Origin of the sequence: Nitrosomonas sp. (assembly GCF_019635155.1) — a bacterium.
GTDB lineage: Bacteria > Pseudomonadota > Gammaproteobacteria > Burkholderiales > Nitrosomonadaceae > Nitrosomonas.
Genome location: NZ_JAHBZY010000005.1, coordinates 63,573 through 76,568 on the forward strand (window position 1 = coordinate 63,573; position 12,996 = coordinate 76,568).

At 46.4% G+C, this 12,996-nt stretch carries 11 protein-coding genes; 3 read left to right on the forward strand and 8 right to left on the reverse strand.

Annotated features, from left to right (window positions below; all coding sequences use genetic code 11):
• The first annotated feature begins 206 nt into the window (after positions 1–206).
• On the forward strand, positions 207–1,604 hold the full coding sequence (locus KF839_RS05070; RefSeq protein ID WP_292916751.1) for a porin: 1,398 nt from the start codon (positions 207–209) through the stop codon (positions 1,602–1,604).
• A 64-nt stretch (positions 1,605–1,668) separates the two neighbouring features.
• Here KF839_RS05070 and rluD read toward each other — a convergent pair whose 3' ends face one another.
• Complete coding sequence (gene rluD / locus KF839_RS05075) at positions 1,669–2,688, reverse strand: 23S rRNA pseudouridine(1911/1915/1917) synthase RluD (RefSeq protein ID WP_292916752.1); 1,020 nt, start codon at positions 2,686–2,688, stop codon at positions 1,669–1,671.
• On the opposite strand from rluD, the gene KF839_RS05080 reads away from it, so the two are divergent.
• Entirely contained in the window at positions 2,687–3,493 is an 807-nt protein-coding gene (locus KF839_RS05080; RefSeq protein WP_292916753.1) for an outer membrane protein assembly factor BamD, read from the forward strand. The two genes, rluD and KF839_RS05080, sit on opposite strands and share 2 nt — an antisense overlap.
• A 12-nt stretch (positions 3,494–3,505) precedes the next feature.
• On the opposite strand, the gene KF839_RS05085 is transcribed toward KF839_RS05080, so the two are convergent.
• Positions 3,506–3,952 carry a universal stress protein gene (locus tag KF839_RS05085; RefSeq protein ID WP_292916754.1) on the reverse strand — a complete coding sequence of 149 codons (447 nt, stop codon included), beginning with the start codon at positions 3,950–3,952 and terminating at the stop codon, positions 3,506–3,508.
• Positions 3,953–4,155: 203 nt separating this feature from the next.
• Positions 4,156–5,028, reverse strand: coding sequence for an alpha/beta hydrolase (locus tag KF839_RS05090; protein ID WP_292916755.1), 873 nt, complete (start codon positions 5,026–5,028; stop codon positions 4,156–4,158).
• A 640-nt stretch (positions 5,029–5,668) separates the two neighbouring features.
• Here KF839_RS05090 and KF839_RS05095 point away from each other — a divergent pair.
• Complete coding sequence (locus KF839_RS05095) at positions 5,669–7,330, forward strand: diguanylate cyclase (protein WP_292916756.1); 1,662 nt, start codon at positions 5,669–5,671, stop codon at positions 7,328–7,330.
• 36 nt (positions 7,331–7,366) lie between these two features.
• Here KF839_RS05095 and KF839_RS05100 read toward each other — a convergent pair whose 3' ends face one another.
• From KF839_RS05100 to lpdA, 5 genes are all read right to left on the reverse strand, one after another.
• Positions 7,367–8,368, reverse strand: coding sequence for an alpha-L-glutamate ligase-like protein (locus KF839_RS05100; protein WP_292916757.1), 1,002 nt, complete (start codon positions 8,366–8,368; stop codon positions 7,367–7,369).
• Positions 8,349–9,896, reverse strand: coding sequence for an inactive transglutaminase family protein (locus tag KF839_RS05105; RefSeq protein ID WP_292916758.1), 1,548 nt, complete (start codon positions 9,894–9,896; stop codon positions 8,349–8,351). Before KF839_RS05105 ends, KF839_RS05100 begins: the two co-directional genes overlap by 20 nt.
• A complete protein-coding gene (locus KF839_RS05110) occupies positions 9,896–10,657 on the reverse strand; it encodes an ATP-dependent zinc protease family protein (RefSeq protein WP_292916759.1) in 762 nt (253 codons plus the stop codon). The genes KF839_RS05105 and KF839_RS05110 overlap by 1 nt, the downstream gene beginning before the upstream one ends.
• Before the next feature lie 110 nt (positions 10,658–10,767).
• The gene (locus KF839_RS05115; protein ID WP_292916760.1) at positions 10,768–11,151 is read right to left on the reverse strand and encodes a hypothetical protein; all 384 of its coding nucleotides are present in this window, start codon (positions 11,149–11,151) and stop codon (positions 10,768–10,770) included.
• A gap of 87 nt (positions 11,152–11,238) precedes the next feature.
• The gene (gene lpdA / locus KF839_RS05120) at positions 11,239–12,993 is read right to left on the reverse strand and encodes a dihydrolipoyl dehydrogenase (RefSeq protein ID WP_292916761.1); all 1,755 of its coding nucleotides are present in this window, start codon (positions 12,991–12,993) and stop codon (positions 11,239–11,241) included.
• Positions 12,994–12,996 lie beyond the last annotated feature (3 nt).

Sequence of the window (12,996 nt, forward strand, 5' to 3'; positions counted from 1 at the left end):
CATAATATTTGAGAAAAGCGTATTGTTATGATTACGTGAATCGCGCCGCGGGCGTGTTGTAATTTATATCAACCAATTCATTTGTTTCGCGTATTTGCGTTGACCCTTAATATAATTCAATGATAGAGTTCTTACCATGGAGTTATCAGGGTCTTTGTCATTAACTTATCTGTATCTTTTTTAACAATATTTCAGAGGGGGGGAGAATGGAATATAAAACAAAATATAAGGACCAGATGATCAATACCGTGGCTGGAGGATTGTTGTTGCTCGGTATGAATTCGTCTGGTGTTTATGCGAACAGTGCGATTAGCAGTAACGAATTGAGCAATAACCCTTTTGTTAGAGCAATCAAAAACAGCGGCATTGAATTCGGCGGCTGGGTGCAAGGCGGTGCAACGTATAATCCAAGCCAAACACATGGCTTTATGGGACCTGTTACTTTTGCGGATCAAGCAAACAGGTTTCAATTAAATCAGTTGAATTTCTTCGTGGAACGGGGTGTGAAAACTGAAGGAAAGGGGTGGGATTTTGGTTTCCGGGCTGATTTCCTGTTTGGTACCGATGCTATTTTTACGCAAGCTTACGGTAACCCGGCTTTTGATGTTAATAACGGTAGACCGCTGGCGGATCGCGGCAATTGGGATTTGGGAATTTGTTGTAATTCCAGTCGTACTTACGGTATTGCAATTCCTCAGGCTTTTGCAGAGATATATGTGCCAATTGGAAATGGCTTGAATGTTAAAGTGGGGCATTTCTACACACCGATAGGTTATGAAACGGTTCCTGCGCCCAATAACTTCTTCTATACCCATGCTTATACCATGCAGTATGGCGAACCATTTACGCATACCGGTGTACTGGGTAACTACAATGTCAACAAAAATATCGTTGCGATGTTTGGTACCATTGGCGGCAGCGGAACCGGCGGTTGGGATGGAAACTTTGACAAGCAAATGGAAAACTGGGGAGGTATCGGTGGTGTTACCTGGACCAGCGATGACCACAAAACTTCTTTTAATGTCAGCGGTACCGGTAGCACGACATCGACCCGGAATAGCAGCTTCTGGGGAATGTACAGCATCGTCTTGCAACACCAATTTACCGACAGAACACATTTAGTCTTGCAACACGATCATGGTTTTGCGGATAACGTAATGTTATTTAACAATGTGTATTCCGGTGTTGTCAAAGATGCCCAGTGGTATGGTGTAAACACGCATTTTTACTATGATGCGACGCCTAATGTCTCGGTGGGTGTTCGCGCCGAATGGTTTCGTGATCGCGATGGCTTTCGGGTGTTCGCGCCGGGCAGGGTGACTGCGGCTACCAATTATCTTGGAACCAGTTACGCCAGTAACGTTGGCTTACTTGGCACCAGTACGCCTGCTGATTATTATGCTGTAACGATCGGTGCAAACTGGAAAGCGGCAAAAACATTGAATGTGCCTTGGAAAGGCATGAGAAATTTTAATCTTCGTCCGAATATTCGCTATGATCGCGTAGATGCTTTGCACGAATCATTGCAAGCTTCCGCTTATCGTCCATTCGGTGGTAATAAAGATCAAATCATCTTCTCGCTGGATGCTATTTTACCTTTCTAGATATTGACGATCCTGATAATTATGGAACAAAAATGCGCCTTAGGGCGCTTTTTTGTATGCACGCTTAATTCTTTTTAAGTTGCCGCAAGGTTTGTAGCAACACATCGATATCTTCCGGAGCCGGGGCTTCCCAGTTGCAAACTTGCCCGGTTTTCGGGTGAATCAGCGATAGTTTCCGTGCATGTAACGCTTGCCGGGGAAAACTCGATATGAGTTGCCCTGTTTTTGATTCCGGGCTTATCGGCTTTCCGCCATAGACCGGATCGCCGATCAACGCATGACCAATAGTATTCATATGTACCCGGATTTGATGCGTGCGGCCTGTTTCAAGGCTGCACTGCAACAAAGTGCATTGAAAGAAAGTTTCAATCACTTGGTAATGTGTCCGTGCGGGTTTGCCTGTTGCAGTGACCGCCATTTTTGTGCGCTGCGTGGGATGACGTCCAATGGGTGCATCGACAAGACCCCCTTGCTGAATTTCTCCTAACGCCAACGCCAGGTAATCACGCTTTACAGTTCGTTGCTGTAATTGACGCACGAGACTTGTTTGTGCTTCCACGGTTTTTGCAATGACTAGCAAACCGGTGGTGTTTTTGTCCAAGCGGTGCACGATCCCGGCTCTAGGAACATGTTCCAATTGCGGAGCATGGTGCAGTAATGCGTTCAGCAATGTACCGTTCCAGTTGCCATTTCCTGGGTGGGTTACCAATCCGGCCGGTTTGTCGATGACTATCAATGCATCGTCTTCATAAATCACGGTGAGATCGATATTTTCGGGCCTAAATGCCGTTTCGTGGGTGATATCGTGTGGTAAAACCCGCACGCATTCATTTCCCCAAACCTTATGTTTCGCAGTGGTCGGCTGATCGTCCAGTGTTACCCGATTTTCGGCAATCCATGTTTGCAAACGGCTGCGAGACCAATGGGGTAACAATTTTGCTAATGCTTGATCCAGCCGCAAACCGGCGCAGCCGATTGGAATGATTAATGCAAGCACCGCACAATCCGGATCACTCGGTGTGAGTGAACCCGGCTTTACGCTATAATCCCCGGATTGATCATCGCTATTAATGGAACTTGTCATGTTACGTAGTTTAGCTTTATTTCTGGTTATGGGGCTATCAGGTTGCGGATTGTTACCGGACCGCACGGAAGATCAGGAAGACTGGTCCGCCAATAAATTTTATTCAGAAGCAAAAGATAAATTAAATGATGGTAGTTATCCAGCGGCAATCAAGCTCTATGAGTCGCTGGAGTCCCGCTATCCTTATGGCCGGATTGCCCAGCAAGCGCAACTGGAAATTGCCTACGCGCATTATAAAAATGAAGAACCGGCATCTGCAATTGCAGCAGCGGATCGTTTTATTAAGCTGCACCCCAATCATCAGCACGTTGATTATGCTTATTATATCAAAGGATTGGCTAACTTTAACGATAGCTGGGGAATGATCAGTTTTCTGATGAAGGGGCCCTTAAAGCAGGATATGAGCGAACGGGATCCCAAGGCATCGTATGAATCGTTTGAGATTTTCAAGGAACTGGTAACCCGGTTCCCGGAGAGTAAATATGCCATGGATGCCAGGCAGCGGATGGCTTATTTACTGAATGCCCTGGCGATGGGCGAGATTCATGTGGCGCGTTATTATATGAAGCGTAAAGCTTATATCGCGGCTGCCAATCGGGCGCAAAATGCGGTTAAAGAGTACCCGCGCACACCGGCAACCGAGGAAGCCCTGTATATTATGATCAGAGCGTATGAAGCTTTAGAAATGTATGATTTGCGTGATGATGCGGAACGCGTCATGCGAATCAATTTTCCTGATAGCATTTTTCTTGCGGAATTACCCGAGGTGGGAGGAAAAGCTTGGTGGCAATTCTGGAAAAACTAATAAAGCTGAATTCTAAATCGGTTCCTTGATATGGACCGCCAGCACATCACATTCGGCGTGATATAACACATCCTTAGCCGTGGACCCCATCAACACGGCGAATCCATGCCGCCCATGCGAACCGACAATAATCAGGTCTATTTGTTGTTGAATTGCCAGCTGCGTGATTTCCTGCTGTGGCTCACCCCAGATAAGCCAACGGCGGGAAGGTGCAATATTAAGCTGATTGCTGATTTTCACTAATTTGTTTTTTTCCTGTTCCAATAATTCATAGGCTGAATCTTCCGTTAACGGAACGACCGTTCCATAGGGGGTATCGGGCATTGGTATGTTGTCCAATACATGAAGAATATGCAGGGTGGCATGAAACTGTTCGGCTAGAGCGCTTGCTCTTTGGACGACGAGCTGGTCGTGCTCGGAAAAATCGACAGTGAGTAAAATATTTTGATAATTGAGCATGTCAGGATATTGGAACGCTTGAAGAAATAATTGAGGCGCACTTTAGCATATCCTGCCGGGATTGCGTCGAACTTTGTAATACCGGTAGGGAAGCGCTGATTAATTGCTTGCGCAAGCGATTTGCTATGTTGGGTGATGCTCAGAAACGCGCTATATCCCGTGGCTCGCATCTCATCTTGTGCGGCGAATTAATCAGCGCTTCTTTAGTAATCCTCAGATCGTTTAAGATACTCTGATAAGAATTCGTCCACGCGGTGTTCATATTCTCTTCCGGCATAGGTATGCATATTAAAATGCTTGGCACCCGGAACAATCCACAGTTCTTTTGGAGCCCTGGCCGAAGCATATAAGCGTTCTGTTTCCGATTGGGTTGTATGGGCATCATGTGTTCCTGAAATGAACAGAACGGGTGCGTTAAGGCGATCGATTCGGGCGATCGGATTTAATTCTGCGATAGCGATATCCAGATTGAGCGATAGTTGCCAGAGCATCAACGGCAGTAATATGCTGCCATAATCTCCAAAATGGAGTTTTAAGCGATTATCGACCGCTTCTTCAAGGGTCGGGTGGAGCGATTCCAGAATCACTGCATTCAATTTTAGATTTTGCTTGGCAAGTACAATTGCAGCGGCTCCCAGCGACGTACCGATTGCACCGATTCGCTCATTCGGGAAACTCTTCCTCAGAAAATCGACCGATGCTTCAATATTTTCGGCTTCTTTCAAGCCGAAAGTAATTTTATCGCCGACGGTTTCACCGTGTCCTTGCAGATCAATGAGTAAAACACTATATCCCTTGTCTCTAAGAAAACGAGCCCGGCTTAACATCTCTACCCGGTTGCTTCGCATCGAATGCGCCAGAAGCACAGCGCCTTCACCGGGTATTCCTGGAACGAGCCAGCCATGAACAATGACATTATCCCGGCTTGGGATTTGCACGGACTCAACAGGAAAATCAGCGGAAAGCGCGGAAACCGTAGTGGGCGCCGGTGAAGTCAGAATCGTTCCAATAGCAAATAAAAGTGAAAATGCGATAAGAATAGCTATAACGAGTTTGAAAATTATGTTGGAGTGCATAACAGATGCAAAGTGAATAAAAAACGCATGATATTGATCGACTGATTCTTGGCTGTCGCCGGTAGCAGTTCTTGCTCAGTTATTTCATAGGATTCTATGACCGGAGTTTAATGGAATAGAAATTTATTTTAATAGTTGGATAAGCATAGGTTACTTTTGTTATCTGTCAAAGCTGAGGAATATGGTAGCAGAAACAAGGCAATAAAAATGATAACTAGCAGGTTTTTCGGTGCTAGTTCGAACATTTGAATTTTGAATCTTTACATACAATGGGCGGAAAGTCGGGAAGGAGCAAACCGGGATAACCCGATAATCGTCACCTATTTCGGGGTTATAAGCACTGATGACGGAGTAATTTAGATTGCAAAGAGAGGGCGTTCATTCAGCGGACAAGATAACTGAGCTGAAAATTATGGGAAGCTGAATGGTAATGCGAAAGCAGTAACCCGCTAAAGTAATAAAATATCTTAGGTAGTGTGGATATATATTACAACTCATTGATAAAAATGCTATATTAGTCACTTTTAAAGTGCAACCAGGCAAATGAGAGTTTTGATGAGATTCGGTATCGCTGTTGTTATCGAGGAACCATTTGATTTCAAATATGTTGTTAAGGTCGGATATTTTTGGGTGCATGACTATGGAAAATAAATTACACGATGAATTTCAGGAAAGATTATGTTTGCTGGCTACTACGTTTATCGAAGAGCTACCGGACAAAATTAATGAAATCGAAGGATTGTGGAGCAAACTGTTGGGCGAATGGGAGTCGGGCATGCTTCAGGAAATTCATCGCGCCGTCAATAATCTGGCAGGCAGTAGCAAAACATTCGGTTTTTCGGAATTGAGCATCGAGGCCAGAGTGCTGGAACAGATTTTTAAGAACTTGTTGTTGCAGCAAGTTTCTGCCGATGCGTTTCAAGCTAACCGGATTTCACAGCAAATCCTGGAGTTGAAGAAAATTTCGGAAGATAAAGAATCCAATCCAATTTTTATCCGGCAAACGATTGCTAATAAAGAAGCTTTCTTTACGATTCCACAGCCTTCGGATTTGATTTTTGTTGTAAATGCCGATGCTGAAGCCGCAGAGGAATTGGCATTGCAGTTGCGGTATTATGGCTATGAAGTGGAAGTTTTTAATCAGTTGGATAAATTTCGCGCAGCGATTTTACAGATACCCAATGCCATCGTACTGATGGAAATAGAATTTCCGGACGATGAAATGGCGGGAATTCGTGTCATGGAAGAAGTGCAGCGGGAATTGACGCAACCGGCCCAGGTCATTTTCATTTCGGTTCACGACGGTTTGGATTACCGGCTAGGTGCAGTACGGGCGGGCGGCTTGGCCTATTTTACCAAACCGTTTAATCCGGTCGAGTTAATCGGCCAGCTTGATCTAATAACAGCCTCGCAAATCCAGGATTCTTTCCGCATTCTGCTGGTTGACGATAATCCGACTATTCTGGCCTATAACGCCGCGGTACTGGAGCGGGCCGGCATGACTGTAAAAGCTGTTACGGGACCGTCGCAGCTACTTGAAACATTGAATGGCTTCAATCCGGATTTGATTCTGATGGATCTCTATATGCCCGGTTGCAACGGTATTGAACTGGCAAAAGTGATCCGGCAAATGGAAGGCTTTATTGCAATTCCTATCGTATATTTATCGTCTGAAAATGATTTCAATACGCAACGTGAAGCAATGAGTTTAGGGGGCGATGATTTTCTCGTTAAGCCTGTTTTCTCCCGGCAGTTGATTTCAGCGGTTACATTGCGGGTCATGCGCGCGAGGTCTTTGCGCGCACTGATGGTGCATGATGGTTTGACAGGCTTACTGAATCATGCGGCGATCAAAGAAGAATTGGTACGCGAAGTGGTGCGCTCCGATCGACTGAATACGCCACTCTCGTTTGCCATGGTGGATATTGACTTCATAAAAAAGGTCAATGATTTGCACGGGCACGCCGCAGGTGATCGCGTCGTTAAAAGTTTGGCGAGGTTGTTGAAGCAGCGGTTGCGTGGTACGGATATCGTGGGGCGCTATGGTGGTGAAGAATTCGCTGTGATCATGAATGATACGGATGCAACATCGGCTGCCAAAGTTATCGATGAAATCCGGCATGTTTTTTCACGGCTACTGCACTTAAGCCAGGAGGAGGAATTTTCGGTCAGCTTTAGTTGCGGGATTGCGGATCTCGAACACTTCCCGGATGCCGCGAAACTGAGCGAAGCGGCTGAGAAAGCGCTTTTTCATGCCAAGCAGCGCGGACGGAACAAAGTGGTAGTCAATAACGGGGATTAAGCATCCATAGAAAACGATTCCGGCGAGCACGGACAATTACCAGCTGTGATCATTACGACGGGTTCGCAATTCGCGAGGTGGTGCAATCGCCGGATCAATTGCAAATTGCTGCTTGCTGAAATCGGCGCGTGATCCGGGATCCGGATCAATTTCCTGAATGGATTCGATAACAGCGATACGCGGCGCCAGCCCTGCGGCATTGGCGACTTGAATGGAAAGCCCCGGCCGCGCATTCAGTTCAATAATCATCGGACCATGATCACGATCCAATACAATGTCGGCTCCCAGATATCCAAGGCCGGTCATTTCATAGCAAGCTGCCGCCAGTTGCAGCAATTTGTCCCAATGGGGAACCATTAATTCCGAGAAGGTCTTGCGCGTATCCGGATGGAATAATACCGGTTCGCCGTGTTGCACGGCATGTAATGCGCTACCGGTTCCCATATCAATTCCGACACCCACGGCACCCTGGTGCAGATTGGCTTTGCCATCGGAAGCGTGCGTGGTGAGCCGCAGCATTGCCATGATTGGATAACCGCGAAAAACGATAATGCGCAAGTCAGGAATGCCTTCATAACTATAATCAGCGAAAACCGGATCCAACTGAATCAGCGATTCGATCATCACCATATCGGGCTTTCCGCCGAGACTATGCAAGCCGCTCAGAATATTCGAAACATGCCGTTCGATGTCATGCAATTGTAATGCATCGCCGCTTGGCTTGAAGTAGAGATTGTGTTCATGCTCGGTAATAACCAGGATGCCTTTGCCGCCGCTGCCTTTTACCGGCTTAATGACGAACTGGGCATGAGGATCCAATATATCTTTCAGAAGCCTGACATCATGCTGATATTGCACGGTGCCAAGTAATTTCGGTACTGTGATCCCAGCTTGTTGCGCCAGTAATTTGGTTTTTAACTTGTCGTCGACCAATGGATATAGATGGCGCGGGTTATACCGAGAAATCAGACCAAAATTTCTCTGATTCATACCGATGATGCCGAAGCTCCTAAGTTTCTTAGCGCTGGCTAGAAGCATGACGCCGCTCCAGTGCGTGAAAACGATATAGTTCAGATAATCGGTACCCGGTATATTGTCCGAGAATTAAGATAAGCGCCAGATTCACCAGCATCAATTCAGGAAAATTGAACGTTAAATACTCGATCGTCCGATTTGTCATGAATAGATAAGCTATCACCGCGGTTAACAAACTGCCGCCACCTTGGATAAATACTTCGCGAGGTCCATCTTCTTCCCATAACACGGACATCCGTTCGATGGTCCATGACAGAATGATCATCGGGAAGAAAGTAACGGTCATGGCCTGGTCGAGCCCGAGTTTATTGCTGAGTATGCTGATGCTCGCCATAATCGCAATAACGACGATGATGACCGCCGAGATACGCGCGACAAATAACAGATTTAAACGCGATAAGTAGGAACGAATCAGAAGCCCGATGCCAACCACGGTCAGAAAGATAAGAATCCCGGTCAGCAAAGTAGTTTGTATTAAGGCAAGTGCGATCAGTATCGGCATAAAAGTGCCGGAAGTGCGGATGCCGACTAATAGGCGCATGATAACAACGATTAAAGCGCCGATTGGTAACAGTAAAATCATTTTGAATGCATTTTGCTGTTCGATCGGTAAACTATAAATTGAAAAATCGATGATGCCGGCCTGCTTGTTCATGCTATCGCGAACCACTAGGTTACGGGTTGAATGAACATTTTTGATAATTGAAAAAGATATTTGCGAATTTTTACCGCCGACGACATCGAGTAATGATTGGTCGCCACGTTGCCATATCAGAAAATTTTTCGGTTTGCCGATTTCGCCGGAGTCTTGATTGAAGAGCAACCACTGTCCACCGATGTATACCTCGATAAAATTGACCAGTACTTGTCTGCGGCGTCCATCTTGCAAATAGAGTCCGCGAACAATGTGCGCGCTGATACCTTCAAGCGCCAGTAAATTGATAATGAGGTGTGTTTTGTATTCTTCGGAGGATTGGTCATTAAGCAGCAAGCTTTGATTCTGGCCGGGCGCGTTGGAATTGAGGGTGGTAATAAGCTCGCGAGTGAAAGTTTCAGTGTTGGCCGATCGGCTGCGGACTTGATCCAGAAGCGTGGTCGCTGCTGTTTTAAGTACTTCATCAAACTCCGGTTTTTCCGGTTCGGGTGGAAGATCCGCAGTGCCTTCTTCGGTGATGGAGTCGGTCTCGTACATACTGAGCCGGTAATAAGCTGTTTGTGAACCGGAAGCCGTTCTTTTGCTCCATTGCGCACGGCGGCCGGTGGGGGAAACTAATTCACTGAATCCGTAATCAGGGGACGCGAAATCTTCTTCAATAATCGCAATATCCGAAGTTTTGGGTGGCAGGGCGAACGAAACGATAATCGGATCACCGCGCGCAATGAAATCGATTTTGGCTTCGATGGTCCAGACCGGTTTTTTGTCATCCGGCGATAATGGAAACCCCAACACGAAGTGCTTATAGAGAATCAAACCGATTCCCAGACCGATAAGGAGTATGACGATAAAATATAATCTTAATTTCGTGTGCATTATTTCACATCACCGGTTTCGAGAGTTTCAGTTTTGACGGCAGTAAAATCTTTACTAACATCCACAATCGCCAAGTCATTGAGAAAATTCCTGCCGATTAAGACTTGATATTTGAATTTACTGCGATTTTCCAAAGTAAAGTCAATTTGTTCATTGATATCAGCAAGAATAACCCGCATTCTGACCACGGGGCGCCGTTGCGCTTCCCTGTCGCCGCGTTCCTTAATGCGGACATGACGGCGCAAGCGTCGGGTAAGCTCCAGTATTTCACCGGTTTCAGGATGTGTCAGCTTAAAATTCACAAACGGTTTCCCATCTCTCTCGAACTCAACAATATCGATTGCATTCAACGATGAAGTTCGCGCACCGGTGTCAATTCTGGCGCTAAATTCCAAACCGGGCGGGTCGAGATACACATTTTCAATACCGCCGATCAGAGTTTTTCCATCCATTTTTCCAGGAGAATCCGGCTGTGACTGAGTGGTATTGTTGTTATCACAGGAACAGTGGTTGATATTGGTTGAAATTGTATCTTCTTTTGTGCTTGCTAATTTATCAGACTGACTCTTTTCCAAGAATTTTCTGGTTTCAACCAGCTCCGAAAATAGATTAACCAGCTCCGATTCCCGATCCCGGATCATCGCTTCCCTCTCCGATAGTTGATCGTCCCGCGTATTGCAAGCACTGAGTATTGCAATAGCGAGAATGGCGAATAAATGGTTCAGACAATTTCTGGTGATAGATGAATGCGGGATGCTCATGAATGAAATTGCACCGTAAATAGTAATAATTTGTTAGAAAGTGAAGTAGGGTTTTGCTGCGTTTGAGATAACCGCTCGGGCAGTTATATATTCGCTTCGTGCAAAAATTGTTACGGATTCTTAAGCTGAATGGTCAATGATTGGTTTTTATAGGTACACGCATAGCGGTGAATTTCCAGGCAATGAGACGTGATGGTGATTTGATAGCTGCCGGGTGTTTCGTTTCCGGTTTCAAACTTAAATTCAAATTGACCTTCCGAGTTACTGGGGTAGGATTGATCCGCCAAGGTGGAGCCATCTGGCCGGGTTACTTTGAAATTCAGCAGTACATCGGCGGTTGCTTGATCGTTATAGTTGACCCAGCCGTGAAGAATGACAGATTCGCCGATGGTATATTGTGTTTTAGGACTGATAAGAATAGGTTGCGAGATATGGGTTGCCCATGAATTGGTAATGCCGCCGCTTAGGAGCAGCAAGCTTGTCCACGCGATCATGAAAGTTTTTCCGTAGGCCGTCATAATATTTATAATGTATAATTATTTAATAAACAATGAATTGCGATTAATAACTGATTAAAAGTATCATTTCTTTGGTAAATAAAGATCGGTAATGGTTCCGGTTGCCATTTCAGCCGCAAACAAAACTGTCTCCGACAATGTCGGATGCGGATGGATAGTCAAACCGATATCCTCCATGTCGGCGCCCATTTCCAGTGCTAAAACGGTTTCGGCGATGAGTTCACCGGCATTAATACCCGTGATACCGGCACCGAGTATTCGACCTGTCCTGCTATCATATAACAACTGCGTGCATCCTTCTTCGCGAGCCATCGAGATGGCGCGGCCACTGGCCGCCCAAGGAAAGCTGGTTTTTTTATAGTCTATTCCTTGCTTGATCGCTTCTTTTTCGGTCAAACCCATCCAGGCGATTTCAGGGTCGGTATAAGCAACTGAAGGGATGGTGCGTGCATCGAACAATGCTTTGTGGCCGGCAATAACTTCGGCAGCCAGTTTTCCTTCGTACGTCGCTTTATGCGCCAGCATCGGTTCACCCGCGATGTCTCCAATCGCAAAAATATGCGGTAAATTGGTGCGCATTTGAGAATCGACCGGAATAAATCCCCGCTCATTGACTTGGATGCCGATTTCATTGGCACCGATGCTGTGCCCGTTTGGGCGCCGGCCAATTGCCACTAAAATTCGATCGTAGGTTTGTTGCGGTGGCGCATTCTCACCTTCGAATGTGACAGTCAAACCCGCTTCTGCCGGGTCAATCCGATTTACTTTGGTTTTGAGATAAATTGCTTCATAGCGTTTCTTGATGCGGCGGAATAGCGGTTTGACCAAATCGGCATCCGCTCCCGGAATTAATTGATCCATCCATTCAACGACGCTGATTTTACTTCCCAGCGCATCATAGACGGTTGCCATTTCCAGGCCGATAATGCCGCCGCCGACGATCAGCAACCGCTGCGGAATGTCTGTCAGATTCAGAGCATCGGTGGAGTCCATTAAGCGCGGATCGTCATACGGAAAACCGGGAATGCGGGTGACACTGGAGCCGGCGGCAATGATGCAGTGGTCGAAAGAGATTGTTTTAAGCCCATCGGGTGTGGTCACTTCCATCAGATGGGTTGCAATGAATTTTCCAACACCGTGAACGATTTCGACGTTGCGCTGCTTCGCCAATGCTTTCAATCCCTTGGTTAGTTTGCTTATGACCGATTCCTTCCAGTCGCGCAACTTACCAAGATCGATTTGAGGTTTGCCGAATAAGAGGCCGTGAGACGATAGCTCCTCCGTTTCGGTGATGATCTTGGCTGCATGTAATAGCGCTTTGGATGGAATGCAGCCGACATTCAGGCACACGCCGCCGAGAACCGGATAACGTTCGATCAGGATGACTTTCTTACCCAGATCGGCTGCGCGGAAAGCTGCGGTGTAACCGCCCGGACCGGCACCGAGTACAACGATGTCAGCATGCAAATCACCCGGTTTGCCTGCTTGTTGCGATCCTGATGGTGTTGAGGATGGCGAAGCTGCTGAATCTCGAAACACGTCGCGTGTAGGGCTTGTTTGGGCGGATGTCACAGGTTGGGCAACCGCTAAAGTCAGAATCACCGATCCTTCCGAAACTTTATCGCCAACGCGTACAAGAATATCCTGCACGATTCCCGCTTGGGGAGAAGGCACTTCCATTGAGGCTTTATCGGTTTCCAGCGTAAGTAGTGACGTTTCTTTTTCAACAGTATCGCCAGACGATACCAGTACTTCGATAACCGGCACATCTTTGAAATCACCGATATCGGGAATCTTTACTTCAATCATTTGTGCCATGAT